23 protein-coding genes and 3 tRNA genes are annotated in these 26,875 nt (G+C 64.0%); 9 read left to right on the top strand and 17 right to left on the bottom strand.

Annotation, left to right across the window (positions count from 1 at the left end; all coding sequences use genetic code 11):
- Positions 1–10 precede the first annotated feature (10 nt).
- Complete coding sequence (locus KT882_RS10440; RefSeq protein ID WP_161072045.1) at positions 11–949, top strand: type 2 periplasmic-binding domain-containing protein; 939 nt, start codon at positions 11–13, stop codon at positions 947–949.
- A 3-nt stretch (positions 950–952) separates the two neighbouring features.
- Here KT882_RS10440 and KT882_RS10435 read toward each other — a convergent pair whose 3' ends face one another.
- Positions 953–1,639: a DUF3334 family protein gene (locus KT882_RS10435; protein WP_371869344.1), complete on the bottom strand. Its 687-nt coding sequence runs from the start codon at positions 1,637–1,639 to the stop codon at positions 953–955.
- Between the two features lie 161 nt (positions 1,640–1,800).
- Positions 1,801–1,876, bottom strand: a tRNA-Asn gene (locus KT882_RS10430).
- 367 nt (positions 1,877–2,243) lie between these two features.
- Here KT882_RS10430 and KT882_RS10425 point away from each other — a divergent pair.
- The gene (locus tag KT882_RS10425) at positions 2,244–2,732 is read left to right on the top strand and encodes a transporter substrate-binding domain-containing protein (protein WP_228895630.1); all 489 of its coding nucleotides are present in this window, start codon (positions 2,244–2,246) and stop codon (positions 2,730–2,732) included.
- A 169-nt stretch (positions 2,733–2,901) separates the two neighbouring features.
- Here KT882_RS10425 and KT882_RS10420 read toward each other — a convergent pair whose 3' ends face one another.
- The 5 genes from KT882_RS10420 to KT882_RS10400 form a co-directional block, all read right to left on the bottom strand.
- The gene (locus tag KT882_RS10420) at positions 2,902–3,120 is read right to left on the bottom strand and encodes a DUF2783 domain-containing protein (protein WP_161072047.1); all 219 of its coding nucleotides are present in this window, start codon (positions 3,118–3,120) and stop codon (positions 2,902–2,904) included.
- A 9-nt stretch (positions 3,121–3,129) separates the two neighbouring features.
- Complete coding sequence (locus KT882_RS10415; protein WP_161072048.1) at positions 3,130–4,095, bottom strand: SLAC1 anion channel family protein; 966 nt, start codon at positions 4,093–4,095, stop codon at positions 3,130–3,132.
- Positions 4,096–4,229: 134 nt separating this feature from the next.
- A complete protein-coding gene (locus KT882_RS10410) occupies positions 4,230–5,207 on the bottom strand; it encodes a GlxA family transcriptional regulator (protein ID WP_228895628.1) in 978 nt (325 codons plus the stop codon).
- A gap of 173 nt (positions 5,208–5,380) precedes the next feature.
- Positions 5,381–5,974, bottom strand: coding sequence for a PEP-CTERM sorting domain-containing protein (locus KT882_RS10405; protein WP_228895626.1), 594 nt, complete (start codon positions 5,972–5,974; stop codon positions 5,381–5,383).
- Between the two features lie 310 nt (positions 5,975–6,284).
- Positions 6,285–7,124 (bottom strand): BPSS1187 family protein, encoded by an 840-nt coding sequence (locus KT882_RS10400; RefSeq protein WP_228895624.1) that lies wholly within the window; start codon positions 7,122–7,124, stop codon positions 6,285–6,287.
- A gap of 336 nt (positions 7,125–7,460) precedes the next feature.
- Between KT882_RS10400 and KT882_RS10395 the strand changes: the two genes are divergently transcribed.
- The gene (locus KT882_RS10395) at positions 7,461–10,400 is read left to right on the top strand and encodes a sensor histidine kinase (RefSeq protein WP_228895622.1); all 2,940 of its coding nucleotides are present in this window, start codon (positions 7,461–7,463) and stop codon (positions 10,398–10,400) included.
- 77 nt (positions 10,401–10,477) lie between these two features.
- On the top strand, positions 10,478–10,807 hold the full coding sequence (locus tag KT882_RS10390; protein ID WP_228895620.1) for a DUF2322 family protein: 330 nt from the start codon (positions 10,478–10,480) through the stop codon (positions 10,805–10,807).
- Between the two features lie 61 nt (positions 10,808–10,868).
- Here the strand turns inward: KT882_RS10390 and KT882_RS10385 are convergent, their stop codons facing one another.
- From KT882_RS10385 to KT882_RS10375, 3 genes are all read right to left on the bottom strand, one after another.
- Positions 10,869–12,566 (bottom strand): GH39 family glycosyl hydrolase, encoded by a 1,698-nt coding sequence (locus KT882_RS10385; protein ID WP_228895618.1) that lies wholly within the window; start codon positions 12,564–12,566, stop codon positions 10,869–10,871.
- 194 nt (positions 12,567–12,760) lie between these two features.
- A tRNA-Asn gene (locus KT882_RS10380) sits at positions 12,761–12,836 on the bottom strand.
- A 62-nt stretch (positions 12,837–12,898) separates the two neighbouring features.
- Positions 12,899–13,594 (bottom strand): hypothetical protein, encoded by a 696-nt coding sequence (locus KT882_RS10375; protein WP_228895615.1) that lies wholly within the window; start codon positions 13,592–13,594, stop codon positions 12,899–12,901.
- A gap of 194 nt (positions 13,595–13,788) precedes the next feature.
- Between KT882_RS10375 and KT882_RS10370 the strand changes: the two genes are divergently transcribed.
- Genes KT882_RS10370 through KT882_RS10360 form a run of 3 tightly spaced genes read left to right on the top strand, consistent with a single transcriptional unit; the run spans position 13,789 to position 16,437 of the window.
- On the top strand, positions 13,789–15,084 hold the full coding sequence (locus tag KT882_RS10370; RefSeq protein ID WP_161075168.1) for a sensor histidine kinase: 1,296 nt from the start codon (positions 13,789–13,791) through the stop codon (positions 15,082–15,084).
- Positions 15,081–15,710 carry a response regulator gene (locus KT882_RS10365; RefSeq protein WP_161075167.1) on the top strand — a complete coding sequence of 210 codons (630 nt, stop codon included), beginning with the start codon at positions 15,081–15,083 and terminating at the stop codon, positions 15,708–15,710. Before KT882_RS10370 ends, KT882_RS10365 begins: the two co-directional genes overlap by 4 nt.
- A gap of 1 nt (position 15,711) precedes the next feature.
- Positions 15,712–16,437, top strand: a complete 726-nt coding sequence (locus KT882_RS10360; RefSeq protein ID WP_228895613.1) for a MipA/OmpV family protein — start codon at positions 15,712–15,714, stop codon at positions 16,435–16,437.
- A gap of 3 nt (positions 16,438–16,440) precedes the next feature.
- On the opposite strand, the gene KT882_RS10355 is transcribed toward KT882_RS10360, so the two are convergent.
- The 3 genes from KT882_RS10355 to KT882_RS10345 form a co-directional block, all read right to left on the bottom strand.
- A complete protein-coding gene (locus tag KT882_RS10355; protein WP_228895611.1) occupies positions 16,441–17,010 on the bottom strand; it encodes an outer membrane protein in 570 nt (189 codons plus the stop codon).
- A gap of 143 nt (positions 17,011–17,153) precedes the next feature.
- Entirely contained in the window at positions 17,154–17,387 is a 234-nt protein-coding gene (locus KT882_RS10350; RefSeq protein WP_161075164.1) for a hypothetical protein, read from the bottom strand.
- A 32-nt stretch (positions 17,388–17,419) separates the two neighbouring features.
- On the bottom strand, positions 17,420–19,009 hold the full coding sequence (locus KT882_RS10345; protein WP_228896604.1) for a S8 family peptidase: 1,590 nt from the start codon (positions 19,007–19,009) through the stop codon (positions 17,420–17,422).
- A 358-nt stretch (positions 19,010–19,367) separates the two neighbouring features.
- Here KT882_RS10345 and KT882_RS10340 point away from each other — a divergent pair, with 358 nt between their 5' ends.
- Positions 19,368–20,375, top strand: coding sequence for a diguanylate cyclase domain-containing protein (locus KT882_RS10340; RefSeq protein ID WP_228895609.1), 1,008 nt, complete (start codon positions 19,368–19,370; stop codon positions 20,373–20,375).
- A 59-nt stretch (positions 20,376–20,434) separates the two neighbouring features.
- On the opposite strand, the gene KT882_RS10335 is transcribed toward KT882_RS10340, so the two are convergent.
- Together KT882_RS10335 and KT882_RS10330 are read right to left on the bottom strand one after the other, a co-directional pair.
- Positions 20,435–20,510: transfer RNA gene (locus KT882_RS10335), tRNA-Asn, on the bottom strand.
- Between the two features lie 42 nt (positions 20,511–20,552).
- The gene (locus tag KT882_RS10330) at positions 20,553–21,755 is read right to left on the bottom strand and encodes an amino acid aminotransferase (protein WP_228895606.1); all 1,203 of its coding nucleotides are present in this window, start codon (positions 21,753–21,755) and stop codon (positions 20,553–20,555) included.
- Between the two features lie 110 nt (positions 21,756–21,865).
- On the opposite strand from KT882_RS10330, the gene uvrB reads away from it, so the two are divergent.
- Positions 21,866–23,938, top strand: a complete 2,073-nt coding sequence (uvrB, locus tag KT882_RS10325; protein ID WP_228895603.1) for an excinuclease ABC subunit UvrB — start codon at positions 21,866–21,868, stop codon at positions 23,936–23,938.
- Positions 23,939–24,112: 174 nt separating this feature from the next.
- On the opposite strand, the gene KT882_RS10320 is transcribed toward uvrB, so the two are convergent.
- Together KT882_RS10320 and KT882_RS10315 are read right to left on the bottom strand one after the other, a co-directional pair.
- Positions 24,113–25,804 (bottom strand): rhamnogalacturonan lyase B N-terminal domain-containing protein, encoded by a 1,692-nt coding sequence (locus tag KT882_RS10320; protein ID WP_228895601.1) that lies wholly within the window; start codon positions 25,802–25,804, stop codon positions 24,113–24,115.
- Between the two features lie 127 nt (positions 25,805–25,931).
- Positions 25,932–26,858, bottom strand: a complete 927-nt coding sequence (locus KT882_RS10315; RefSeq protein ID WP_228895599.1) for a LysR family transcriptional regulator — start codon at positions 26,856–26,858, stop codon at positions 25,932–25,934.
- Positions 26,859–26,875 lie beyond the last annotated feature (17 nt).

The raw sequence follows: 26,875 nt of genomic DNA, 5'->3' as shown, positions 1-26,875 counted from the left end.
CTTGGCAGCCATGCCGAACCCGATAGTCCGTGTTTTTATCCGCGCCGCGCTTGCCGCTACGCTGCTGGCTAGCGGCCACGCCGCCGCTATGGACGTCGTCATCTTCGACCAGCCAGTCAACAAGGCCGACCGGCGGCGGGAGTACGCCAACGCGCTGCTGAGCGCCGTCATGGAGCGCACCACGCCCGAATTCGGCCCCTACCAGATCAAGCACGCGGCGGTGCACATGGAGCGCCCGCGCCTGTTCGAGGCGCTCAAGGAAGGCAAGCTGGCCAACCTCACTGCCTACCCCGCCACGGCGGACTGGATGCGCGAATTGAAGCCGGTGCCCATCCCCATCGACATGGGCTTGCAGTCGTGGCGCATCTTCCTGATCGACCAGAAAAGCCAGCCCGCGCTGCGCAACGCACAAACGCTGGACGCGCTGGGGCAACTCAGAGCGGGCTCCGGCAGCGCCTGGGCCACGCTGCAATCGCTGCAGGAGGCCAAGCTGCGCGTGGTCACCGGCAGCAATTACATCGGCCTGTTCCAAATGCTGATGGCGGGCCGCTTCGACTATCTGCCGCGCGGCGTGAACGAAATCTTCGCCGAGTACGACACCCACAAGCCGGCCAACCCCACGCTGGCCGTGGAGGAAACCCTGCTGTTGCACGACCAGATTCCCTCGCTGTTCTTCGTCTCGCCGCAGGAGGTGCGGCTGCACCGGCGCATTACGGCGGGCATGGAAGCCTTGCTGAAGGACGGTACGCTGGAGCGTCTGGTGCTGAGCTACCACCGCAACGACCTGCGGCGCGCCAAATTGTGCGGCCGTAAACGATTCGAGCTGCCCAACCGGCAGCTCGATCCCGCCCTGTTCAGGCGCAAGGAATTGTGGCTCAACCCCTTTGAGGCGCGCCACGGGTTCTGCCCGGCGCTGCTGCCGCGCCAGGCGGCAGCGCTGGCGTTCTGACGATTACATGCCCAGCGACTTGAGCAGTTCGTCGTTGTCCTCTTCCGACGACGACGCGGCGGTGTCGGCTGCCGGGGTGGAATGGTCCATATCCATCAGCGCGTCCGGGTCCATTTCCTCGTGCGGGTCGAAGTCGTGCAGACGGATGAACTCGGTGCGGTCGATCGCCAGCTCCAGGTAGAACACATTGTTCTTCTCGGTGTAGAACGACACGCGGCGCATTTCCGGACGGTCCAGCGGGGTGTCCACGTTCAGCATCACCTGCTTGGTCAGCACCAGCATTTTCGGCTGGTTCTGGGTGATGTTGGTTTGCAGCTCGCGGCGGATCTTGCCGGTGAAGTCACCCACGATCTGGTTCATCAGCTCGCCCAGGATGTTGGACACCTCGTCCGAGGTGTGCGAACCGGCCAGCTCGGACTTGGGCATGCCCATGTGCAGCATGTAGCGTTCGTACAACTCCATTGCCGTGTCTTTGGTGAAGTTCAGCACCACCAGGCCGGTAAAGCCGCCGTCGAACAGCACGAAGCAGCCGATATCGGGCTTCAGGCCCACTTTGGTAATCCGCTGTACCATGGCGGAGTAGTGCACCGTACTTTGCGTGGCGATGTTCAGCACGCGCGTGACCGAATCGCACAGACTGGTCAGCAAATCTTCGGTGCCGTATACAACCTTGTCTTCCGTTACCATCATCATCCCTTTTATTTTCTAGCCCGCGAGCACGGCTCGCTTGCACATACCTCAAGAATACTGGCCGGTGCTGCACTCGTCCACCTCATTCGCCCATTCTGCGGCAATTGTGGTTGCAGAAACGAAAAAGGCCCCGCGATGACTCGCGGGGCCTTTCGGCATTCTGGCTCCCCGACCTGGACTCGAACCAGGGACCTGCGGATTAACAGTCCGTCGCTCTACCGACTGAGCTATCAGGGAATTGAGGCCCGAATTATATACGCGGGATTTCAAATTGACCAGTGCCAGCCTGAAAAAACTTTAGCGGGCAGCATTACTTGAGCAGAACATAATATTAGAACAATGTTCTAGCCATGAACACTTCCGCCCGCGCAGCCCGCCGCAAACCGGCCATCCTGGCGGCCGAACCATCCCGCAGCTAGTAGCCATCGGCGGCGCAACCGGCCGTTCAGCCGGAACTTTGTGAAAGTCAGGCCGGGTAACCTATACTGCGTCCCTATTGACTCTGCTCTGGCGGGCATCATGCGATCCATATTGGCACTGGGGGGCCGTCCTGCTGGCTACCCGCGGCGCGGTCGCGGCTGGCCCGGACCTGAAGATTTATGGCATGGAGGCAAAACCGATCAGCTTCCTCAACATGGACGAGCCGGACGGCATGGCAGTGGAGCTTGCGCGCGAGCTGCAACGCTGCACCGGCGGCAAGGAGGCAATCAATATTGTTCCCTGGGCACGCGCGAACGCCATGGCGAACAGCGAACCCAACGTATTGCTGCTGTCGGCCGTGGCAACGCCGGAACGCCGCCACCTGACGTTGATCGGCCCCATCTTTAAATCGCACATCGTTGCCTATGCCGCACGCGGCAGAGCCGATGAACTGCGCGCGCGCGATCCCAGCTTACTCAGCTTGCGCAGCGGCGGCCGGCGCGGCAGCGCCTTCGTCATGTCCGCCCGCGCCAACGGCTACAACCTGTCCGACGCCCCCCCCCCCCCCCGAAAGTGCCGCGCGCATGCTGATGACGGGACGTTTCGATCTCTGGTGGGCAAGCGAGACTTTGGCCGGCGATGCGCTGGAACGGGCTGGCTACCACTTCTCTGATGTGGTAAAGATGACGCAACTGCCGTCGCATGCAGTCCATTTTGCGTTTTCCGAACATACGGACGCCACCATCATCAAGACCTGGGACCGCTGCCTGCGCCAGGCCAAGTGCGACGGTGCCTTCCAGCGCATCCACCGCAAATGGCTGCCGGAGAATGCGCTTCCCCGATCAGCGTGGCAGCGTCCTTTCAACATTCACGCGCGCCAGGGCAAATGCGTCGCGCAGCACCGCCATATCGCCGATATGGTTCGACAGCAGCAGGATCAGCTGGGCGCTCAGCATTTTGCTCTGGCCTTCATCCAGTTCATGATGCGACTCGGTGAGCATGTCATAGAAGCCGTCGTAGTCGTCGAGGTTGGGACTGAGTATCAGTTTTGTGTCCAGCATATATCCCCCTCACGCGGTCAGCATGCGGCCGGTGGCCAGCGCGTGCAGCGTGCGGACGGCCAGCACGGCGACCGACACCGTCAGCATGCACAGCAACACGATGGCGATCCATTCCAGCCCGTGGTTGCCGCCTGGCCCCGTGTACACCAGCGCCGAATTGCACAGCGCCGCCATCGGGAAGCCAACCGCCCACCAGGCAGGGGAAAACGGCGCGGGCTTTGCGGCCAGGCGGTAGCAGACGATCACAAACAGGAACAGGCCGAAGTAGAACAGCAGCGCGGCAAACATATCAACCTTCTGCACCAGGTTCACGTAGGCGATAAAGCCCACCGCAAACGGCGCCACCAAGATCATTTTGGATGGCCGCATACCCTCTGCCAGCGGCGTTTGATGCACCAGCCGCGCGAAGATCAGGATGAAGAAAACAATCGCGCTCACGCCGCCTATGGCAGCAGCCAGCAGGTTCACTTCCCGCGTCCATTCGGCCGTCAGCGCGCCGCCGGTAACCACGATGTCCAGGCTGCCCACGCCAGCGATCAGCCAGGCGGGAACGGCGCTGGCGGCAGCCGCGTTGCCGTTCAGAAGGCGCGAAATCATCACCACGCTGAGCGCCAGCGTCACCGCCGCGCCTATCGCCCACACCACCAGCTGCGCGCTGGCGCTGTAGGCGCCGATCACGCTGGAGAGCAGCAAGATGCTGATGCCCACGGTGCCGAAGAAGCTGCCGATAACGGGATGCGAAAACTCGTCCCTCACCAGCTCGGGGTGTTTGAACAGCTTGCCCAGATAGGACAAGCTCAGTACAGCGAACAGCAGCAAGGCGACCACGCCGATGGCGTTGGATACGGCGATGTCGGCGCCGTAGGATTTGCTGGCCAGGCGCCAGGCCAGCGACAGGCCGGCAATGCTCATGACGGAAGCGAACAGGCTGACAGGTAAAAACCGGACAGACGGACGTGCTTGGGCGGATTCCATGGTGACTCCAGTTGAGATAACGTGGAGCCATTCTGCACGAGCAAATGCGGCCTGTGAGGTGCCCTAAGCCCGCTTGACCCAAAACGCGCACCGCTTGTCCCAAAAGCGGCTATCGCCACCCGGGCCGATGGCGTTCAGGCGGCCGCCCTGCCCTCGTCGCCTGCGCGGAAACGCTCGCGGTACAGCTTGGGCGTGGTGCCGAGCTGGCGCGTAAAGGTCATGCGCATCTGCGTGGGCGTGTGGAAACCGCAGCGGAAAGCCACCGTCTTCAGCGGCACGTCGGTCTCCTCCAGCAGCTTGCGCGCGAAGTCGATACGCACCTGGTCCACAAACACGGACGGCGTAACGTGCGCATGCTTGGCGAAGGCGCGCGAGAAGGTGCGGCGGCTGACGCCCACCGCATCCGCAATATCCTCTATGGTCAGGGCGTCACTGATATGGTCACTCACGTACTTCAGCACTTTGGAGACCAGCGAATCCTCATCGGGACCAACCGCCAGATAGGGACTGTATTGCGACTGGCCGCCATCGCGGCGGATGTAGACGATAAGGCGCTTGGCCACTTTCATCGCGAGTTCATGGCCCCAGTCCTCGGCGATCAGCGCCAGGCACAGGTCGATGCCGGCGGCCACGCCGCCGCAGGTGAACAGATTGCCGTCGCGGACGAAGATCTTGTCCGGCCTCACATTCGCATCGGGGAACTGCATGGACAGCCGCTCCGCGTGGTCCCAATGCGTGGTGATCTCGCGGCCGGCAAGCAGCCCGGCGTGCGCCAGCAGGAATACGCCATTACAGACCGCGCCAAACCGGCCCGCGTTGCGCGCCCGCTCGCTCAGCCAGGCGAGGAAGGCCGGCTCCGGCTGATACTCGGGATAGCGCGGACCGCCCGCCACCAGCAGCAGGTCCGACTCGGCGTGGAAATTGGGATAGTCGCAGTGGATCTTGAACTCCATGCCGCTGGAGCACATCACGCTGTCCGGCCGGCCGCCCACCAGCGTTGTCTGGTAGTGGTCCTTCTCCGGCAGCAGGCGGTTCGCCTCCGCGAATACGTCCAGCGGTCCCGCCACATCAAGCGCCTGCACTCCGTCCAATACCACCAGCGTCAATTTCATAGGAGGCCCGCCCGTCCAGCTAAAGTTCTTTTCAGGCGAGATCCTAACATGCCCCGCCAAGCGCGCAAAACCAGCCTGCCCTGAAGCAAAAAAGCCCAACCGGTTAAGGCTGGGCTCTGTGCCGGCATCACGACGCCGCTTATGCGGCATGGCTGCTGCGCTTTAAACGCGGTTCAGGCCGACGCTTTTTTCTTTTTCCTGGACACAGCGATGCCAGCCAAGCCAAGACCCAGCAGCGCAAGGGAAGCCGGCTCCGGGACGGAAGTCTTCTCGAAGTTGGTGAAGGCCATATATGACTCGGTATTACCGTAAGTAAATGCCGCAGTATAGGTAAGGCTTCCCACGTCATCGCTAGTCGGTGTGTTTCGGTACCAGGCGGACTGAACACTACCGCCAACCAACTTGTATGGAACCCACACTTCGCACAAACTCGTGTTTTCACAGCTCTGAACGAGGTTGGGCTTGCTGTCGAAGTTATATGTGACACCGCCAATGAGGACGTTATCAACGAGTACCTGGTTGAACACGGCATCCAGCGCGGCGGCGGCCTGCTGTTGCGTCGTAAAGTCGAACAAGGCGCTATTACATCCTGCATACATCGAAGCGCACGAGTCGCCGAACGTCACCTTATACGATTCGCCACCAATCATGACACCGCTGGCGCTGACCAATTTGCCACCGCTGACATTGTAGATAACGGCCGCGCTGGCCGTTCCGGCGAAAACCACTGCGCACGAGGCAATCGCATTCAACAACAGTTTTTTCATACTTTCCCCTGAATTGTAAAAAAACCAAGGGGCTGGACCGTTATTGCGTTACCCCATGGATATCATAATATCCAATAAGCAACAACCATGCCACTAGAGCAACCTTCATGCGAATCAATGACTTAAGAGCTCCGGACTGGACGAGCAGCCACCAGATGTAAAGTTTTTCGACACCACAACGGTGCTTCCGATGGCCGTGCCGCACTACCGCATCGGGATCAAGGACGGCAGCCACGCCGCCGCAGGTGAACAGATTGCTGTCGCGGACAAGATTTCCCAGGAGGCCCGCATGTCCAACTTCACGCGAGACCTACCATGCCCCGCCAAGCGCGTACTGCCACCAGGGCTGGTATGCCGGATTGGACAGCGCTTCGCCGTGGGCGCGGGCGCCGCGCACGGGCTGGTCCAAGGCCGCGACATGACTCGCCGGGATATTCAGGACGCGGCTGATTGCCGCCATGGTCCGGGCGGTGGGCTCCTCAACGTGGTAGGCCGCGTACCAGCGTTCCGGCGGTGTCGCGCTGGGCCGGGCGTACCAGCCGGCGATTTCCCCCGGGGCGCTCATGTCCCAGCCGCCGGACAGCATCACCACGCGCGCCACCGGCTTGGCCTTGGCGATGAAGGCGGCATGGCCGCCGCCCTGGGACTGGCCTGCCACCGCGATGCGCTCCCAGCGCGGGCTGCCATCGGCATTCAGGTATTGCTCCCAGTGTTCGTCCTTGCGCGTTTCCTTCAATTGCAAAAGCAGCTTGCTCAGTCGATGGACTATGGCGTCCTGCGGCTGGTCCGCAATCAACGAAAATCCCTCACCGCCGAAAATGCGTTTGCGGCAGAAGTCCTCCGCGCACTGGCGATTCGCGCTCAGGTTTTTGCCTACGCAAACGCCCGACACGGCCTGCCCGGTGATGTAGGACAGCATAACGACGCGATAGCCCTGCTGCGCCGCAAATTGCGGGAAGTCGAGCTTAGGGGACAGGTGCGGCGTACCCAGGGTTCCCGGCATCCAGAGCAAAAGATTGCCGTTCGCCTTGCTCGCGTCGAACAGCACGATATGCGGTGCATCAGCCGCCTGGATCTCCGGCGCCGTCGCAGAAGGCCGCACATCCAGCCGCACCATCTCGGCTTGCGCTGAGCCCATCAGGAACAGCATGGTGCCGCACATCTGTCTCAACACACGCATCCCGCACCTCACCTCGCCTATCAATGGGCAGAGTGTATCATCGGCACTCCACTGGCTAGTGCCGCAATATTGCAATGGTAATATCGCGCTACGTCTGGACCAATACCCTCATCCAGGAAAACGACGGTTGCCAAACTTGGCGGCAACCCTTCCTGGCGCGACATCGCGGCGCGCTACCACGTCGGCCAGATAGAAAAAAGCCAGTGAGCGCCCTCCCTCCTACCAATGGCAGAGCGCTGCGGCATACGCAGATGGCAAGTTCGGGTTATCCTTGGCAGTCTAACAACACGACTATGGAAAACCTTCATGCCGGGACTGTTCAGGTATTGCTTGCTGATCGCGTGCTTGTGCTTCGCGTCCGCTGCGCCGGCCCTCAATCCAGACCTGTCGCTGGCGAGCTACCGCCATGACAAATGGCCGGCCGCCGACGGCGGCGTGCGCCACGCCGGCGCGCTGGCACAAACGCCGGATGGCTGGCTGTGGCAGGGCTCCTCCTTCGGCCTGTACCGCTATGACGGCGTGCACTTCCAGCCCTTCCAGCCGCGCAACGGCGGGCGCCTGCTCAAAAACAATGTCAGCGCGCTGCAGCCCGCACCCAACGGCGACCTCTGGATAGGCTACGGCAGCGGCGGCCTTAGCCTGCTGCGCAACGGCGAGCTCACCCATATCCTGTCCACCCCGGAAGCGCGGGCCGTGTTCTGCCTGGAGCTTGATGGCGATGGCACACTGTGGGCGGCCACCGGCCAGGGCGGCCTGCTGCGCTACCGGAACGGCAAGCTGGAACGCATGGACGACAAGCTGGGCTATCCGGACCGCGCCGCCTACTACGTGCTGCACGACAGCTCGGGCCGTCTGTGGGTGACCTCCGGCACCGGACTGTATCTATTCAACCGCAGCAAGCAGGTGTTCGAACGCATCCGCGACGTCGGCGTCGAAACCATGATGCTGGAGTCGGCCGACGCCCGCGTGTGGATGGTGCAGGCCAAACAAGTCATGCTGCTGGCCAGCCCGCAGGGCGTGACGGCGCGCGTCAAGCGCTCCTACATCAAGAGCTCCTACCAGAGCGTCTTCGACGACGACGGCAATTTCTGGACCGGCAACTGCCCCGCCGGCCTGTGCCGCCTGCGCCCGCGCGACTGGCAATCCAGCACCGAGTTCAGCGGCCTGGCCGCCACGGAGCGCTTCAGCCAGCCGTGGGAAATGACCAGCTTGCAGGTCTACGCCACCATGGTGGACCGCGAAGGCAGCCTGTGGGTGAGCACCACCGGCGGCATGGAGCGGCTGCGGCACAACAAGGTCAACACGCTGGACGGCATCAAGGACGGCTTTTCCAGCATGGCCGAGGACAGCGACGGCACGGTCTGGCTGGCAACCAGCGCGCTCGACCATTCGGCCAAGCTGTGGCGCGTGACCGACGGCCAGGCCGTGCTGCAGCCCAATCCCTATGCGCATACGCGGGTCGCGACCGGCATGGACGGCTCCCTGCTGCTGGCAGGACGGCAGGCGCTGGAGCGGCGCGGCCGCGACGGCGTCAGCGTCCATCCGCTGCCTCCGGGCACGGTCGTGGCGAACGCCTGGGTGTCCAGGCTGGGTGAGGACCGGCACGGTGTCTGGATCGGCACCACGACCCAGGTGCTGCTGCAATATGCCGGCAGCCAGTGGCATACCGAGCCGCTTGGGCCGGGGGGCTACCCGATTACGATGAGCCGGGCGCGGGATGGGGAGATGTGGTTTGGGACGAAGCGCGCCACGCTGCAAGCCGGCGGCGGCTCCGAAGCCAAAATCTACGGCGTGCAGCACGGCATCGATAGCGGAAGCATGCAGTTCATCAACGCCAACGAGGAAATCCTCCTGGGCACCGACCGCGTACTGCAGGTGCTGCAGGGAGAAAAATTCCACACCTTGTCATTCGCCGACGCCGGTGCTATCGGCATCTCCGGCATGCTCACCGATGCACTGGGCGACCGCTGGTTCAATACCCAGCAAGGCCTGCGCCGCGTGCGCGCCGCCGATTGGCGCAAGAGCATGGCCAAGCCCACCGTGCCGCTGCCGGCCACGCTGTTCGACCGGCTGGACGGCTATGTCGGCGACGCCGTCACCGGCGCCCGCCGCCCCGCCGCGCTGCGCACGCGCGACGGCCGGCTGTGGTTCTCCACCGGCGAAGGCGTGGCGTGGCTGGACCCGCTGAAGCTGCCGGTCAACCGCGTGCCGCCGCCGTCGGAAATCACCATGCTGTCGAGCGGCGGCTACGACTACCAGCCGGCCGACGTGCGCAGCTTCCCGGCGGGCACGGAAGCGCTGGCCATCCACTACGCGGCAATGAGTTTCGCGACGCCGGAACGCGTCACCTTCCGCTACCGCCTGACGGGCGTGGACCGGGACTGGCAGCAAGCCGGCCCCCGCCGCACCGCGTACTACAACAACCTGGCGCCGGGCAGCTACCGCTTCGAAGTGCAGGCCACCAATGAAGACGGCGTGCAAGGCCCGCCCGCCCCGCCGCTGGTGTTCGACATCGGCTACCGCTTCAACCAGACCTGGTGGTTCAAGGCGGCGATGGCCGCGCTGGCGGCTGGCGTGCTGTACCTGCTGTACCGCTGGCGCCTGCGGCGCGCCACGGCCCGCATCGAGGAGCGGGTGCATGCCCAGTTGGAGGAACGCGAACGCATCGCGCGAACGCTGCACGACACCTTCCTGCAGGGCGTGTATGGCCTGGTGCTGCGCATCCAGGCGGTGGCGGCGCAACTGCCCGAGGGCAAGGCGCGCAGCGCGCTGGAAACCGCCATGCAGCGCGCGGACCAGCTTCTGGACGAAGGCCGCGAGCAGGTGCACTGCCTGCGCAACGCCACGCCGCCCAGCCTATCCCTGGATGCCGCCTTGCGCATGGAGGCGCAAGCCATCGAGTCCGAGTACGGCATCAAAGTGACGGCGTCGCTGGAGCTGCCGCCGGTCAGCGCCGAAGTGGCGGACGAGCTCTACGCCATCTGCCGGCAGGCCCTGGCGAACGCGGCCCGGCATTCGCACGGCAGCCTGGTCGAACTGGCGGCGCAGCACGCCGGCGGCTGGCTCAAGCTATCGGTGAAGGACAACGGCAAAGGCATGCCGGAACACGTCAGCCAGGGGCAGACGCCGGGACACTATGGCATCGTGGGCATGCGCGAACGCGCCGCCGCCATCGGCGCCGAACTGGCGATTGCAAGCGGGCCGGACGGCACAGAGATTACGCTATCACTGCCGGTGCCGGATTAGCAGTCCGTCCATCGCCAACAAAACATCACATGTGACAAAATAGCGTTTTAACCTCATGAACACTTGCAAGAGTACCTATGCAACTACCAAACTTCAGCGATAAATTTTCCGACAACCTCGCCCTGCTGCCTTCCATGGATGCGGTTGCAGCAATCGAACTGGTCGACCAGTCCGGCGCGCCAGTGGCAAAGATCGAAAACAAACCAGGCCAGGCGGGATCGCTTCGGGTTTATAGCTGGCTGAGCGACACCCTCGGCGCGATTACCCCCGAAGCAGCTGAACTTGGCCTGAAGATTTACGCCGAGCACACTCTGGATGCCCGCGCCAACCCTGGGAATCATCCCAACATTGACCGCCTGCTCAACATTAAAACGGCAGATCAAACCCTGCAGGTGAAGAGCCTGTAAGCTTGGCGCGGACCGCCGGCGCATACCGCCGCCGGTGCCCTCCGAGGCCGCATATCCGGATTTACTCCAGTACCAGCAAGGTCACGCCTTGGCGCGGCAGCGCAAAGCGGATGGTGGCCGCGCCATTACTGATCGCCGGCGCCGGCAATGTGGCCGGGTGCATCACCGATGCGCGCTCCAGTTCCACGTATTGTTTTTCGTTTGGCGATTGCGGTGCGCCCATCGCCTTCCAGGCGCTGAAGGCGTTGGCGGTGCTGCCGTCCACGCGCCACTGGGTCGCCTTGGTCTGGCGCGCCAGGCCGGTGAGCTTGAGCGCGATGGCCGCGTCAGGACCGGCCACGTCGTCGTCGTGGTAATGCCATACCAGGACGGCCACCTTGCCGTCGTCGGTGCGCGAGGCCAGCACGCCAACGTCGGCCTTGCCGCGCACACCGCTCTTCAAGATGTCGTCGAGCGGAGCTTCGCCATCACTGCTGGCCACCAGTTGCGTGGCGCCCAGCTTGGCGAACATGCGAAACACGTTCAGCACCGGCAAATCCACACCATTGCTAGCCAACTGGCGGTAACCGGCAAACCACGGCTGGTCCTCGAACGTAAACGCCCAGGTCAGCGCGCCGTCCAGGTTGACCTGGTTACGCGCCGCCAGTTGCCAGATGCGCTTGTAGCTGGCCGCCGTGTAGCTGGAATACATGGTGCTGTTGCGGTAAGCGTTTTGCGGGCCGGGGCAGGCGGCACAGCCTTCGGGGTCGTTCTCGCCGATCACGATAGGCTTGTCCTTGAGCTTGGGCACGCCCGCGATGCGGCGAAAACCTGCATCAACGCCCTGCAACTGGTTGGCAATGCCCATGCGTACATGGCCGTCCACGAAGGTGGGGCTGCCCTTGGCGTGGAAAGCCAAAAAGTCGGTGGGGGTGCCGATTTCGCCGGTGGCGTGGTTGGTGCCGTTGGCCACGTGATCAAGGAAGGCATCCATGAATTTTCCGCCGGGGCCGGCCACGTCGGGTCCGCCCACGCGCGATTCAGGCAAGGCCCGGCGCACCCCGGCAATGGCGTAGTCGTGCAGCTTGTTGAATTCGGCCTGGGTGCCGGTCCAGTACGATTTTCCATTGGGTTCGTTCCAGACCTGGAAGTACCAGGTTTTCACTTCGTCGCGGCCGTAGCGCTCCACATTGTGTTTGGTCCACTGGTAGGCCAGTTCGCCCCACTTGGCGTAGTCCTTGGGCGGCGCGTTCCAGCCCCCTTCAATCAACTCATAGGCAAAACCGGGGCGCCAGCTATGCTGGTAAGGCGTGCCGGGCTTGGCACTCGACAGCGCCTCTGGCATGAAGCCGATCTGCAAATAGGGCCGCACGCCGCGCGCCAGATAAGTGTCGATAATGCCGTCCACCACGGTCCAGTCGTACACCGGCTTGCCGTCTTTGTCTTCGGTATAGGCATTGGTGCTGCCCCACTTGAAGGCGCCGGTACCGTCGCCGGTGTTCAGCAGGTTGTGGGTGCGGAAATACACATGACCGGGGCGCAGCTCGCCGAGATTCTTGAGCAGCTTGCGGCCATCCTTCATGGTGGCGTAATTGGGTTCGTCGGCGCCGAAGAAGCGCCAGATCGGCGTGAGGGGGCCGGCAGATCTGGCGGCATCGACCTCGATGGTCACCGGGAACGGTTCGCTGGCCTGGGATGAAAGCTGGGCCTGGGCGGCTGCAGCCAACGGTGCGATGGCGGCCGTGATGGCCATGACGGAGATATTGCTAAAAGCGCGCATGGGACTCCTGGACGGACCGGTGGATATGGCAGGCGAACCAGTGTAGTCGAGCCGCCCCATGCGCGGCGATGCAGCCGCGGTTTACTCACCATGTTGATCAGACCCGGAATACTGCCCTGGCAGGGTGCGATTCGCCGGAACAGGCCCTGAAACACAAAAAGCCCAACCGGTCAAGGCTGGGCTTTTCTTTATTCTGGCTCCCCGACCTGGACTCGAACCAGGGACCTGCGGATTAACAGTCCGTCGCTCTACCGACTGAGCTATCAGGGAATTGAGGCCCGAATTATATACGCGGGATTTGGAATTGACCAGTGCAGGGGCAAAAATTCCGATTACTCGTACTCTGTCCCCACCGCCAGCGGCTTGCTGTGGACCAGGAAGTCGCCTTGCGCGGGCCAGTCCGCGAAGCGGTAGATGACGATCTGGTAATCGCCCATGGTCGGATTCTCGAACGGATGGCCGCGCACTGCGGCGAGCGGCGTGAGCTTGCCGTCTGCGCTGCGGAACTGCACGTCGGGCGCCGCCGCGTCACGCGGGTAGACGAATTTCACGCCGGCGCATTTCTTCCCTATCAGCCGCAGCCGGTAGCCCGATTCGCGCTGCGCGCTGATCAGCTGTTCGCAGGCGGCGCGCAGGTCCGCTGCGCTGTAGACGCCGTCGTCCCGCTCGCGGATCGAATAGCGTCCGTTGAAGCTGTAGTTGCCCTTCTGCCGGTTCAGGCGCAGCACGGCGTCCTCGTCGTAGGCCTGCTTCAGCATCGGCAAGGTGGCGCGGCCCAGCGCGTCGACCGGGATGGTCAGGTTCACTGTTTCCCCAGCCAGTTGCAGCTGCAGGCCGTCCATCGGCAGGTCCGGCTGGCGGGGGCGGATCTGCATGTGCGCCTGGATCAAGGGCCGCGTCTTGAGGAAAGGCTCGAAGAAGCGCGCGGCCTTGTAGGCGTGGCGGTAGCTGTGCCACTCGGCGTCGCGCTGGGCCGGGATCAGCACCTGGGGCAAGGCATCGTCCGCCTTCGCCAGCGTTGACCCCATCAGCAGTGCCAGTGTCCACCATCCTGTCCAGTTCAAAGCACGCCTTTGCAAATTGCTATCAAGGCAGCGATTCTACGATACCGCGCGTGCAGCGGCATATGCCGAAAGTCAGGCCGCATGACTTTCGGCACTTTGACGCCCCGCCCTGCTCACGTAGAATGGCGGCGCTAAACATTGTCAATTTTACAGGCCAAATGAACAACAGCAGCCCCCGACCATTGCGTGCGCCCAGCCGCTATCCCGCCGCTGCCATCCTCGCCAGCCTGATACTGGGCCTGCTGGAACTGGCCCCGCACTGGGCTGCGGACCCGGCACGCGCGGAGCTTTACAACGCCGTGGGCCAGCTGGCGCGCTACATTGCTAGCCTGACGACGCCCGCGCCATCGCTGCTGCGCGCGGGATCGGACCGGGCCGAGATGGCCTACCGACTGTTCCTGGGCGGCGAGGCGCTGCTGATCGTCTCGTTTATCGCCCTGCTGTGGTGGCGCATCCGGCCCTCGCCGAGCCGCACGGCGCTGACTGGCACGCTGCTGCTGGCCGCGCAGTTCGCGCTGGCGCTCATGCTCAACTCGCTGGCCTTCCACCTGATCCTGTCCATGGAACTGGCGGCGCTGTTCACGCTGCGGCGCGCCCTGGCTTGGCTGGCAGTGCAGGTGCTGCTCGGCGCGGGCATGGATTTCTGGGTGCTCACCAGCGCCAGCCTGCACATGAACGACCAGCGCATCCACATCACGCTGGCCGTGCTGACCTCGGAGCGCTTCGTGCAGGTGCTTGGTTTCGCCTTTGTCTATCTGATGCGGCAGGAGCAGCGCATGCGCGTGGAGCTGGCCGCATCAAACGCGCAGTTGCGCGCCACGCAGTCGCTGCTGGGCGACACGCTGCGCTCCGCCGAACGCATGCGCATCGCGCGCGACCTGCACGACGCGGTGGGCCACCATCTCACCGCGCTCAATCTGCATCTCGACCTGGCGGTGCGCCAGGCGGACAGCCAGCCCGCAGCCCCGCTGGCGACCGCGCGCGAGCTGGCGAAATCGCTGCTGTCGGAAGTGCGCAGCGTGGTCAGCGCGGAGCGGCGGGAGAGCGATATCAATGTGCGCCAAGCCTTGCGGCTGCTTTGCGGCGGCATCCCCTCGCCCGCCATTGAACTCACTATGGACAGCGGCGTGGACGCCTGCCCCGCCGCAGCAGCCCATACGCTGCTGTGCTGCGTACAGGAAGCCATCACCAACACCATGCGCCACGCGCAGGCGGCCTTGCTGACAATTGATATCCGCTACGCAGGCGGCGGTGTCCACGCGCGCATTGCGGACGACGGCAAAGGCAGCAACGGCGCGCCCGAGGGCAATGGCCTGGCCGGTATGCGCGAACGTCTTGCTGAACATGGCGGCACGCTAAGCACCGGCTCCAGCGCTGCCACTAGCGGACGCCCAGCAGCCCGCCCAGGCCACTGGCTCGAATTCTCGCTCCCCTTCTCCGGAGCGCGCGCATGATCCGCGTGGTGCTGGTGGACGACCAGATGCTGGTGCGCAGCGGCATATGCGGCCTGCTCGAACTCACGCCGGATATCCGCGTGGTGGCCGAGGCGGCGGACGGCGCGGAAGCCGTCGGCGTGCTCGCCCAAAACCAGGCAGACGTGCTGCTGCTGGACGTGCGCATGCCGAACTGCAGCGGCATCGAGCTGCTGCGGCGCGAACAGGGCCGGCTGCCGCCCACCATCCTGCTTACCACCTTCGACGACGACGACGCGCTGTTCGACGGCATGCGCGCAGGCGCGCGCGGCTTCCTGCTCAAGGACATTTCGCTGGAGCGGCTGGCCGACGGCATCCGCAGCGTGGCAGCAGGCGCCACACTGTTCCGCCCCGCGCTCACCGAACGCACCCGCGCCGCCTACGAAAAGCCCGCCGCCTCACCCATGGAACTGTGCACGCCGCTCACCAGCCGCGAAACGGAAATCCTCGCCCTCATGGCGGCGGGTTTCAACAATGCGGAAATCGGCCAGGCGCTCGGTCCCAGCGAGGGCACTATCAAGAATCACGTTTCGAGCATCCTGTCCAAGCTGGGTGTGCGCGACCGCGTGCGCGCCGTGCTGCGCGGCCTGGAACTGGGCCATATCTGAGATGGAGAAACACTATCTGCTGGCAGCCCTGCTCTCAAGCGCCATGCACGCCGCGCTGGCCCAGCAGGATATGACCCTGCTGCCCGAAGGCTCGGTCGACTTGACGGTGGGCGCCATCGCTGCCAACGCGCCCACGCGCGCAGGCAGCAAGCAGCGAGCGAGCTATCTGATGCCGCAGTTTTCAGCGGAATGGAGCAACGGCGTATTCGTGGAGGGACTGGCGCTGGGCATGCATATGTCCGCCGATCCGCTGCTGCGCTACGGCCCGCTGATTGCGCTGGACCTGGGCGCGCAGCGCGCCGGCGGCGGCAGGACCGGGCTGCGTCCGGTGTTCGGCGCATTCGTCAACTACACGCCCCTGCACAGCCTCCTGCTGCACGCGCACGCGTTTGCTCCGGCCAGCAGGGAAGGCAGCGGCGTGCTGCTCGACGTGAAAGCAGCCACGCAAACAGCGCTGGCGCCGCACCACTCGCTGGCCGCCGGCGTGGGCGCCAGCATGGCGGACGGCGCCTATATGCAGTCGGATTTCGGCACGGCGCTTTACCGCCCATCCGGCGGCCTGCGCGACATGTATGCGGAAGCGCGCTGGCAGTGGCAGGTGAGCCGCAAGTACACGCTGTCCACCGGCGTGCGCGCCAGCCGCCTGCTGGGCGGCGCCGCCGCCAGCCCTCGCACCGAGCAGCGCACCGGCATCGCCAGTTCGCTGACGCTGCAATACGGCTACTGAGGCCTAGAAGCCCACCTTCACGCCAAGCTGCGCCGTATTCTGGCGGAGATTCACGCCCTCCTTGCGTGTGCGGCCGATGCTCTCGACTTCCAGCGTCAGGGCTATTTTCTCGGTCACGTTGTAAGCGACGCCCACTGCCAGCAGCGGCTTGGTGGCGGATACGCTGTCGGACGTGCCAGCGCCGGCTGCCTTGTAGCGCGAGCGCGCCAGTCCCGCCTTGGCGAATACGGACCAGTCGTCATTGAAGCTGTGGGTGGCACGGGCGGCCAGCGAGAAGCTGCGCAGCTCGAAGCTCGGGTCGGACGCCAGGCCCAGTTTGGCCTTGTCGAAGTGCGCTTCGGCCCCTTCCGAATAGGCCGCTTCCAGCGCCAGGTTGTTCGCCAGCGCAACGCCGCCGTAAAACTTGAAGATGGCGCCGGGATCGGCGCTGGCGGATTTGCCGTTGAGGGGATTGCGGAAGGTCAGTTCGCCGCCTTTCGCCACCGTGGCGCCCGTGTAGTAATCCTGGGCGGAAGCAGCGGAGCAAGCCAGCGCAGCGGCGGCCAGCAGGGACAATATCGGTAGTTTGGTCATACGGTTCCTTAGAATGAGTGCTGATCCCGGCACAGGCTATGGGCCGAATCAGTACTGTGATTCTAAGAACGCAGCCGCCACGGCGCATGTGCCATCAGGCACGGCAGGAAAGCATGACTTCAGGCACAGGCGGAGTGCCGCATTTATCCAATATTGCGGCGCGTGTCCGGCACGGCAATCCGCTCGGTCTGCGGAGATACGATCCAGCCTTGCAGCTGCTGCCGCAGCGATTCAACATCGGCTGCGGCAATGTCCACCAGCACATTGTCCCCGCTGCGATGGATGACGCGCCCGCGCGGCGCAGCACCGACCACGGCAAGCGCCTCGTCGGTGGACAGCGTTGCGGCATTCGTGCGTCGTAAAATCAGCTGGCTCATAGATTCAATATAGCACAGGCGATGTGCGCTTTTCAGGGCAGCAGCCCGAGCCCCTCCAGGTCTTTCGGGAAGCCGAGCGGCTTGGCTGCGGCGTTGATCACGGCCAGCATGGCCGTTGCGCGCTGGCGGTCGCGCGGCATGGCCAGCACCTGCGGCTGGGCGGCCAACAGGGCGGCGGCAGCGCCGGTGACGGCAGGGCATGCCATCGACGTGCCGCTCATCACGCCGTAAGCACCGCCTGGCAACGTAGACACGATGCCCACACCGGGGCCGGTCACATCGACTTGCGGACCAATATTCGAAAACTGCGCAATAAAAGCCTGCTTGCTGCTCGTGGCAGGCGGCGGTGCTATATCCAGCGCTTCGGATGAGCTGACGGGAAAAGTGCCTTGCTTTCCGGCCGCAGAAACAGCCACGGACTCGGCCCATGCAGCCGGATAGGACACCGGCTGCCGGCCATCGTTACCGGCCGCCACAATGCACAGCACGCCTTGGTCGAACGCGGACTTGATGGCGTCGCGCACCGCCTCATCCGGCGTGGCGGCGCCAAGGCTGAGGTTGAGCAAATCGCATTGATCCTGCACACCCTGCTCGATGGCGCGCAAAATATCATAGTTGCTGGCGCCACCGCCCGCATTGGGAAAGACGCGATAGCTGTACAGTTCAACGCCGGGCGCCACGCCTTTTTTTCCGCGCGGCTTATGCCCCCGCGCAGCAATAATGCCCGCCACATGCGTCCCATGCTCGCCTTCCAGCTTGGCCGGGCCAGGTCCGCCCGCGTCGCTCTCGTCCGCCACAAAGGCCGCGCCGCCAGCCAACTTAAGATCCGGATGTTTGCCGTCAACGCCGGTATCGATCACGCCAACCCGCAGGCCTGCGCCGGCATTGTCGGCATGCGTTCCATACAGCGTATCCAGGTAATCCGGCACGGCCAGGTCCACATGCGCGAGCTTCTTCGTGTCGCCTTGCTTGATCTTCACGTCGCGCTCGCACAAGCCCCAGTATCCCTCCGGCCCGTAGATCAGCAGGAGTTCCAGCTTCTTGCTGCTGGTGGTGAACTTCAACGTCACCATGCCCTTGGCGTTACTCGTGCCCTGCTGCCCCACGCCATTGGCAAAGTCGGTGAAAGCCACGAGCTGCGCGCCTTTCACCGGTTTGCCGCTGGCGGCGTCCACCACCTTGATGACGATTCCGGCCGCCGCCGAAGCAGCCAGCGCGCCGGAGGACTGCTTCACGATTTGCCACCGGGGACTGCGCGCCACGTGGTAAAGCACCTCGGGCACCAGCTTGATGCCGGCATTGCTGGCCTTCAAAGCCAGCGCCTCCGCATCGCTCAGCTCCACCAGCTTGGGACCGCTGTCCTCCATGGAATGCAGGACTTTCATCGCCGTCTTCGGCCGCGCCGCCTTGGCCGGCAGGCCAACCCGCACGAACATGGCTTGGGCAAACTGCTGCTCGGCGGCGGCAGTCAGCTTGAGCGCGTCCGAATGCAGTCCGCGATTGGCCAGCAGGACGTAGCGTTTGACATCCGGCCGTGCTCTGGACGATTTGGCAACCATGGCAATATCACCCTCCTTGAGAAACCCGCGCAAAGAACCCGTACCCCGGAGAATACCGGACACGAGCGTCAAGGCGCGCGCAGCACAAGGGACTCGGCCGCCAGTGCCATGACGGTGGCGAAATTGCAACATCGCACCTGGCTGGCATGCCGCTACCCGCCATCCCGGCCCAAATCGGACTTGATACGCCCCACTGCTCCATGCGCGGGAGTAATATTTAGACATGCCGCCGCAACGCAAACAGATGGAATTTCACTGAGGAGACGCGACGATGTCGTATCAGACCGTCCATACCTTTGGGGTCAGCGCGTACTTCATCTTCATGCTCCTGTTCCTCTGGATGAGCATGATTCCCAGGACCAACCCCGGTGCAGGCTGGTGGGCAGCTTCCATCTGCTGCACCATGCTCGCCCGGCTAAGCATGTTCTTTTTTCCACCCATCGCCGGCCAACCGCTGGCGGGGCCGCTCTACGTACTCTTCATCTCGCTGGAAAAACCGCTCCTGCTGACCGGCCTGACCCGTTTCCTGAATTTGCACATCCAAGCCCGCTGGTTCTGGATGGCATCGCTGGCCTCCGTGCTCTGGCTGCTTGCCGCCCTGGCCGCCGGTCTGCCGCCCTTCGCGCGCGCCATGGGCTTTTGCGCCGTCAACGCGGCGCTGCTGCTCTACATGGGCTGGATCGCCCTGAAAAACAGCGCCGGTTTCCCGCGCTGGCCGCTGGTGCTGACGGCCACAGCGAGCTTCGCGCTCTCCGCCCACTGGCTGTCAGGGCCGGGGCTGATAGAGGTCTTCCCTGCCTGGGCCAGGAACGGCTTCGTGCTGGGGACGCTATTGGTGCTCCTGCAATATCTGTCGCTGATGGCGGCGGTGCTGTCGCTGTTTCAATCGCGGCTGATCGACGCCGAATCCAAGGCCCTCGACCTGGCCTTCCACGACCCGCTCACCGGCCTGAACAACCAGCGCTACATGAAGACGCTGTTCGACCAGGCCCTGGTGCTGGCCACCCGCCCCCACCACGTGGTGGCGGTGTTCTACATCGACCTCGACAACTTCAAGCCCATCAACGACACGGCGGGCCACGCGGTGGGCGACGAAGTACTGAAAACAGTCGCCGCCAGGCTAAAAAGCAGCACGCGCAGCACGGACATCTGCGCCCGGGTCGGTGGCGACGAGTTCGTCGTTATCGCCACCCAGCTGGACGAGGAGGCGCAGGCTAGCGAAGTGGCGAAAAAGCTGCTGGCGCGGCTGACGGAATGCATACCAGTGAACGGCAAGGAGTACGTGCTGGGCGCCAGCATCGGCGTCGCCCTGTATCCGCAGCACGGCAGGAACCTGGCCGAGCTGGTGCAGCGCGCGGACAAGGCCATGTACCAGGTCAAGCGCAACGGCAAGAGCGGCTGCGAGATCTTCGCGGGTGCGGCAACGTGAGCGCCAGCGGCTCGCAATGCAAAAAGCCCAACCGGTTAAGGCTGGGCTTTTCTGTATTCTGGCTCCCCGACCTGGACTCGAACCAGGGACCTGCGGATTAACAGTCCGTCGCTCTACCGACTGAGCTATCAGGGATCAATCAAGCCAAGTTTTTGCTCAGCTCGAAGAAACAAGATTTTAGAGCACTTTGGCGATGGCGTCAACCACCTTGTCGATATTGGTCGAGTTCAGCGCGGCCACGCAGATGCGGCCGGTGTCCACGGCGTAGATCGATTCGGCGCGCAGCGCTTCCACTTGCGCTTTCGTCAAGCCCGAGTAGGAGAACATGCCCACCTGCTCGCGCACGAATTCGAAGTCGTGCGCCGGCGCTTTTTCTTTCAGTTTCTTAACGAAAGTATCACGCATTTCCTTGATGCGCACGCGCATGCCGGCCAGCTCGTCTTCCCACAGCTGGCGCAGTTCCGGCGTGGTCAGTACGGTGGCCACAACCTTGCCGCCGTGCACGGGCGGGTTGGAGTAGTTGGTGCGCACCACGCGCTTGAGCTGCGACATCAGGCGCGCGGCTTCGTCGTCCGATGCGGCCACCACGCTCAGGGCGCCCACGCGCTCGCCGTACAGCGAGAAGGACTTGGAGAAGGAGTTCGACACCAGCAGCGGGCCGCCGGTGGCTGCGAAGCGGCGCACCACGGCGCCGTCTTCGGCGATGCCCGAGCCGAAGCCCTGGTAAGCCATGTCCAGGAACGGCACCAGGCCGTTGGCCGCGACCACGGCGATGATCTCGTCCCACTGGGCCGAGGTCAGGTCGGCGCCGGTCGGGTTGTGGCAGCAGGCGTGCAGCAGCACGATGGAGCCGGCCGGCATGGCCTTCAGGTCGGCCAGCATGCCGGCGAAATTCACGCCGTGGGTGCCCGCGTCGTAGTAGGTGTAGTTGTTGACCTTGAAACCGGCGCTTTCGAACAGCGCGCGGTGGTTTTCCCAGCTTGGATCGCTGATGTAGACTTGCGCGCCCGGCGCGAAGCGCTGCAGGAAGTCGGCGCCGATTTTCAGCGCGCCGGTGCCGCCGATGGCTTGCACGGTCACCGCACGTTTCTCTTGAATTACGGCGCTGTCGGCGCCAAATACCAGCTCTTGCACCGCCTTGTCGTAAGCGGCCAGGCCTTCGATCGGCAGATAGGTGCGCGGCGTAGGCTGGGCGATCAGTGCCGCTTCAGCTTTCTGCACGCAAGACAGCAGCGGAACCTTGCCATTGTTGTCATAATAGACGCCCACGCCAAGATTGATCTTGGCTGGGTTGGTGTCGGCGTTGAAGGCCTCGGTAATGCCGAGGATAGGGTCGCGCGGGGCCATCTCGATGGCGCTGAAAACGGAAGGGTTCGTCATGATAAGATTGGATTCGATTAGAAGCGGTTCGCAGCGGATACGTGTCAGCGCCCGAACAAAATCCGGTTTTAAGCGCCAACAATCGCATATTCTATCAAAGGTCTGACCTCATGGCTGATTCGCAACCTAATAATTCTGCTGCCCCCACCGTCGTCACCTTCCCGGATTCGCCCTTCAAGCTGCATCAGCCCTTCCCTCCCGCCGGCGACCAGCCGACCGCGATCGACGCGTTGTGCGAGGGCATAGACGACGGTTTGTTCTTCCAGACCCTGCTCGGCGTGACCGGTTCCGGCAAGACCTACACCATGGCCAACGTGATCGCCCGCCAGGGCCGGCCCGCCATCGTGTTCGCGCCCAACAAGACGCTGGCCGCGCAGCTCTACAGCGAGTTCCGCGAGTTCTTCCCGGAGAACGCGGTCGAGTACTTCGTGTCCTACTACGACTACTACCAGCCGGAAGCCTACGTGCCGCAGCGCGACCTGTTCATTGAAAAGGACTCGTCCATCAATGAGCACATCGAGCAGATGCGCCTGTCCTGCACCAAGTCGCTGATGGAGCGGCGCGACGTGGTGATCGTGGCCACCGTGTCGGCCATCTACGGTATCGGTAACCCCAACGAATACCACCAGATGATTTTGACGCTGCGCCAGAAGGACAAGCTGGCCCAGCGCGACATCATCGCCCGCCTGATCCAGATGCAGTACACCCGCAACGAGGTGGACTTCGGCCGCGGCACCTTCCGCGTGCGCGGCGACACCATCGACATCTTCCCGGCCGAACACGCCGAGCTGGCGGTGCGCCTGGAGCTGTGGGACGACGAGGTGGAGTCGATCCAGCTGTTCGATCCGCTCACCGGCCGCGTCAAGCAGAAGATCCCGCGCTTCACCGTCTACCCCGGCTCGCACTACGTCACCCCGCGCTCCACCGTGCTGCGCGCCATCGAGACCATCAAGGACGAGCTGCGCGAGCGGCTGGAGTTCTTCCGCAAGGAGACCAAGCTCATTGAAGAGCAGCGCCTGGAGCAGCGCACCCGCTTCGACCTGGAGATGATGGCCGAAATCGGCTTCACCAAGGGCATCGAGAACTACTCGCGCCACCTGAGCGGCGCCAAGGCCGGCGAGCCGCCGCCGACGCTGGTGGACTACCTGCCGCCGGACGCGCTGATGTTCCTGGACGAGTCGCACGTGCTGATCGGCCAACTGTCGGCCATGTACAACGGCGACCGCTCGCGCAAGACCAACCTGGTGGACTACGGCTTCCGCCTGCCGTCCGCGCTGGACAACCGGCCGCTGAAGTTCGAGGAGTTCGAATCGAAGATGCGGCAGACCGTGTTCGTCTCGGCCACGCCGGCCGACTACGAGAACAAGCGCGCCGACCAGGTGGTGGAGCAGGTGGTGCGCCCGACCGGCCTGGTGGACCCGCTGGTGATCGTGCGCCCTGCCCGCACGCAGGTGGACGACCTGATGTCCGAGATCCAGGACCGCATCGCCAAGAACGAGCGCGTGCTGGTGACCACGCTGACCAAGCGCATGTCCGAGCAGCTCACCGAATACCTGAGCGACCACGGGATCAAGGTGCGCTATCTGCACAGCGACATTGAAACGGTGGAGCGCGTGGAGATCCTGCGCGACCTGCGCATCGGCACCTTTGACGTGCTGGTGGGGATCAACCTGCTGCGCGAAGGCCTGGACTTGCCGGAAGTGTCGCTGGTGGCGATCCTGGACGCGGACAAGGAAGGCTTCCTGCGTTCGGAGCGCTCGCTGATCCAGACCATAGGCCGCGCTGCGCGTAACCTGAACGGCGTGGCCTTGCTGTATGCGGACCGCATGACCGACTCGATGGAACGCGCCATCGGCGAGACCGAGCGCCGCCGCGCCAAGCAGATCGCCTTCAACGCCGCCAACGGCATTGTGCCGCGCGGCGTGCACAAGGTGATCAAGGACATGATAGACGGCGTCTACAGCCCGCAGGACGCGCGCGAGCAGCTGGAAGTGGCGCAGGAGGCGGCCAAGTACGAGGCCATGAGCGAGAAGCAGGTCAGCAAGGAAATCAAGCGCCTGGAGAAGCTCATGCTGGACCATGCCAAGAACCTGGAGTTCGAAAAAGCCGCGCAGGTGCGCGACCAGCTGCATGTGCTCAAGCAGCAGCTGTTCGGCGCACCCGGCGCGGACAACGTCGCGTGACCGCTGGCGGGTTACGCGTGCCGCTAACCCGCCCTACGCAATTCCACCTGGCCGGTGCCATCGTCGCGGCACAATTTCACGGGTCCCGTGCAATCGTCGCGGCGCAATCTCACGAGTCCCGCGCAATCGTAGGGCGGGTTAGCGCGCAAGCGCGTAACCCGCCGTGCTTGCAGCTTACGGCGTCTTGATCAGATCCACGGCGTCATACGCATAGCCCGGGCTGAGGTAGGTGGTGCCCGAGCTGCCGCTGGCCGGCGCCAGCGTCAGGATATTCTGCCCCACCACCAGGTTGGCCACCGGCACGGTGAAGGTGAACATCGCATTGTTGCCACGGTAGGTGCCTATCGTCATGCTGCGGCTGTCCGGCTGCGTCGATGCGGTAGGCACGGCCGAGGTCCAGCCATTGACCGTCACCTGCGGCCGCGCATTCGCATACGCTGCCGTAATGCCCACCCGCAGCTGATACGTGGAGCTGGACACCACCTGCGCCGCAGTCAGATTGAAGCGCACGTTTATCGCCCCGTTCACGCCCTTCCACTGGTACGCCGGGAAGCCCGTCGCATCGGATGAGGTGCCGACGATGTAATCGGCCGGCGTCCAGTAAGCCATGCGCGTATCCGACGGATGCATGGCGTTCACCTTGTCGCCATTCAGGAACTCCTTGGGCGAGCCGTCCCATTTACCGATACGCCACAGCGCCGTCTTCGCAGCAGGGTCGCCCGTCACCGCGAAGCTGCTCACGTTGGTGGTGCTGCCCGCGCTCACCGTCACGCTGCGGCTATCCACCGCCAGCTCGTTCTTGTACACCGTCATGGTGTAGGTGCCCGGTTTCATGCCGGTCTTGGTCATCTGCCCGCTGCTGGCGTTGGCCGCGCCCCAGTACTGCGCAGTGCTGTTGGAGAAGCCCACCGTGTATGGATAGCTGCTGTCCAGGCCCGTCATGCCCGCCACCGTTACGCCGCCACGGCCGCTGGCCGCCACGTAGCCGGTGAGGCCCATGTTGGCGACCCAGCTCATGTCCGGAATAGCCGGCGTGCCGCCGCCGGTGAACAGCAGCGCATACGGACCGTGGAAGCCCATGCGGTAGGCCTCGGTCTGGTTGTGGCCGGAGTTCATGTAGTTGTACAGCTCCGTGTCGCCGCTGGTGGTGCTGCTGCTCTGGTTCTGGATGTCGCGGAAGAAGGGACCGCCCGAGGCGCCTTCGCGGTTGTCGTACACCATGTACACGCCCACGCCGGAACCGGTGATGCCGCGCAGCGTGTAGTCCAGCGTGCGCTGGTTGCCGTAGTACTTGGAACGCGTTTCGCCGTTGGCAAAGCCGAATACATCGGTGCTTTCCACCGTGGTGGTGGTGCCGTTCAGGTTGGACTCGGCCGGCACGCCGGTGAGGATGTTGGACTTCATGCGCGTGATCCAGCGGAACTCGCCCACCGACGGCTCGGCCGTGATGTTGGTGCCCATGTAGATGTGGGACACATTGCGGCGCGCCATGTAGTAGTGGGTCAGGTTCCCGGTCGTCACCGTGATCTTGATGGTGTCCGTGTCGGGCTGGGCGGCGCTCACGCTGACCGCCGTTACGCCGGTGTACAGGCCGCTGAAACCGCTGGCGATGTGCGAGCCCTTGGTCTGGCCTTGCAGCTCCACGCCGTTGTACACCAGGCTGGAGATGTCCCCCACGCCCGCCTGGGACGTGGCGGTGCGCAGCACCTTGAACACCAGTCCCGCGCCGGTGTCGATGGTGTAGTCGCCTGTGTTGGTGGTGAGGCCGAATGCGGCCAGTGCTTGCAGCGGTGCGGCGGACAGCGCAAACAGCGCGCAGCCGGCCAGCATGGTCTTGAGTTTCAGATTGCGTTTGAGTTGATGCATTGCGTCTCCGTCTTATAGTTTAGGATATGCCGCCCGCCCCCTGCTCAAACTTTAGGCGGCACACCAGCTTAAAATGGAACGCTTGCGCTCATTGCTCGATTTACTGATTATTTGTAACTATAAAGTTTTAACGAACTGTTTGCCCTGGACGAATCGCCAATCCCGGCGTCTCCGCAAAAACAGCGGCGATGAATTCAATGAAGACCGAGGCGCGGTGCGGCAGCAGCCGCTCCGCTGAATACACGGCGTTCAGCGGCGTCAGTGGCGCGGCGTGCTCGCCGAGCAAGCGCTGCAGCCGCTGCGGCTCCGTGGACGCGGCTGCGCCGCCAAGATGCTCCATCACCATCCACGCCGGCAGATAGGCGATGCCCATGCCGTCGAGCGCAGCGCGCCTTATCCCTTCCAGGCTGTTGATGCGCAGGCGGCCGCGCACATGCACCTCCCCGTCCTTGAACGGCCAGCCGCTGCCCGCCAGCAGGGTGTACACGATGCATTCGTGGCGCAGCAGATCGTCCGGATGCTGCGGCGTGCCGTGCCGCGCCAGATAGGCCGGGCTGGCGACGCAGATGCGCTCGGACATGCCCACGCGCCGCGCACGCAGCGCGCTGTCCTTGAGCACCCCGCCCCGGATGGCGACGTCCACGCCTTCCGCCACCAGGTCCACGTAGCCGTCGCCGAGGCGCAAATCCAGTTCCACGTCCGGATAGCGCGCCATGAACTCCGGCAGCACGCCGATGATTTTCTCGATGCCCAGCCCGGCCGGGCAAGCCACGCGCAGCAGCCCGTGCGGGTTCTGCTTGCCGCGCGCGTCGGACTCGGCGCGCGCAATCGCGTCCAGCGCCACACGGGCCTGGGCGTAGTAGCGCTGCCCTTCCGGCGTGGCCACCAGCTGCCGCGTGGAGCGGTGCAGCAGCCGCGTGCCCAGATCCTGCTCCAGCGAGGCAATGTGGCGGCTCACGTTCGGCTGCCCTATGCCCAGCTCGCGCGCCACGGCGGAAAAGCTGCCGGTTTCCACGGCGCGCACAAAGCACTGCATCCACAGCAATTTATTCATTTTCATCATAGCTCCAG

It is taken from the genome of Pseudoduganella aquatica, from assembly GCF_020865585.1.
Classification (GTDB): Bacteria; Pseudomonadota; Gammaproteobacteria; order Burkholderiales; family Burkholderiaceae_D; genus Rugamonas; species Rugamonas aquatica_A.
Note: the sequence above shows the minus strand (reverse complement) of the source record. Positions and strands in the feature narration are given on the sequence as shown.

Excerpts from the sequence above, each read along its gene's own strand:
- KT882_RS10405 (WP_228895626.1), bottom strand. The coding sequence starts at position 5,974 with ATGAAAAAACTGTTGTTGAATGCGATTGCCTCGTGCGCAGTGGTTTTC.
- KT882_RS10415 (WP_161072048.1), bottom strand. The coding sequence starts at position 4,095 with ATGGAATCCGCCCAAGCACGTCCGTCTGTCCGGTTTTTACCTGTCAGC.
- KT882_RS10410 (WP_228895628.1), bottom strand. The coding sequence starts at position 5,207 with ATGAAATTGACGCTGGTGGTATTGGACGGAGTGCAGGCGCTTGATGTG.
- KT882_RS10350 (WP_161075164.1), bottom strand. The coding sequence starts at position 17,387 with ATGAGCCAGCTGATTTTACGACGCACGAATGCCGCAACGCTGTCCACC.
- KT882_RS10435 (WP_371869344.1), bottom strand. The coding sequence starts at position 1,639 with ATGATGGTAACGGAAGACAAGGTTGTATACGGCACCGAAGATTTGCTG.
- KT882_RS10390 (WP_228895620.1), top strand. The coding sequence starts at position 10,478 with ATGCAACTACCAAACTTCAGCGATAAATTTTCCGACAACCTCGCCCTG.
- KT882_RS10425 (WP_228895630.1), top strand. The coding sequence starts at position 2,244 with ATGGAGGCAAAACCGATCAGCTTCCTCAACATGGACGAGCCGGACGGC.
- KT882_RS10395 (WP_228895622.1), top strand. The coding sequence starts at position 7,461 with ATGCCGGGACTGTTCAGGTATTGCTTGCTGATCGCGTGCTTGTGCTTC.
- KT882_RS10315 (WP_228895599.1), bottom strand. The coding sequence starts at position 26,858 with ATGAATAAATTGCTGTGGATGCAGTGCTTTGTGCGCGCCGTGGAAACC.
- KT882_RS10400 (WP_228895624.1), bottom strand. The coding sequence starts at position 7,124 with ATGCTGTTCCTGATGGGCTCAGCGCAAGCCGAGATGGTGCGGCTGGAT.
- KT882_RS10340 (WP_228895609.1), top strand. The coding sequence starts at position 19,368 with ATGTTCTTTTTTCCACCCATCGCCGGCCAACCGCTGGCGGGGCCGCTC.
- KT882_RS10320 (WP_228895601.1), bottom strand. The coding sequence starts at position 25,804 with ATGCATCAACTCAAACGCAATCTGAAACTCAAGACCATGCTGGCCGGC.
- KT882_RS10420 (WP_161072047.1), bottom strand. The coding sequence starts at position 3,120 with ATGCTGGACACAAAACTGATACTCAGTCCCAACCTCGACGACTACGAC.
- KT882_RS10330 (WP_228895606.1), bottom strand. The coding sequence starts at position 21,755 with ATGACGAACCCTTCCGTTTTCAGCGCCATCGAGATGGCCCCGCGCGAC.
- KT882_RS10360 (WP_228895613.1), top strand. The coding sequence starts at position 15,712 with ATGGAGAAACACTATCTGCTGGCAGCCCTGCTCTCAAGCGCCATGCAC.
- KT882_RS10365 (WP_161075167.1), top strand. The coding sequence starts at position 15,081 with ATGATCCGCGTGGTGCTGGTGGACGACCAGATGCTGGTGCGCAGCGGC.
- uvrB (WP_228895603.1), top strand. The coding sequence starts at position 21,866 with ATGGCTGATTCGCAACCTAATAATTCTGCTGCCCCCACCGTCGTCACC.
- KT882_RS10370 (WP_161075168.1), top strand. The coding sequence starts at position 13,789 with ATGAACAACAGCAGCCCCCGACCATTGCGTGCGCCCAGCCGCTATCCC.
- KT882_RS10440 (WP_161072045.1), top strand. The coding sequence starts at position 11 with ATGCCGAACCCGATAGTCCGTGTTTTTATCCGCGCCGCGCTTGCCGCT.
- KT882_RS10385 (WP_228895618.1), bottom strand. The coding sequence starts at position 12,566 with ATGCGCGCTTTTAGCAATATCTCCGTCATGGCCATCACGGCCGCCATC.
- KT882_RS10375 (WP_228895615.1), bottom strand. The coding sequence starts at position 13,594 with ATGGGGTCAACGCTGGCGAAGGCGGACGATGCCTTGCCCCAGGTGCTG.
- KT882_RS10355 (WP_228895611.1), bottom strand. The coding sequence starts at position 17,010 with ATGACCAAACTACCGATATTGTCCCTGCTGGCCGCCGCTGCGCTGGCT.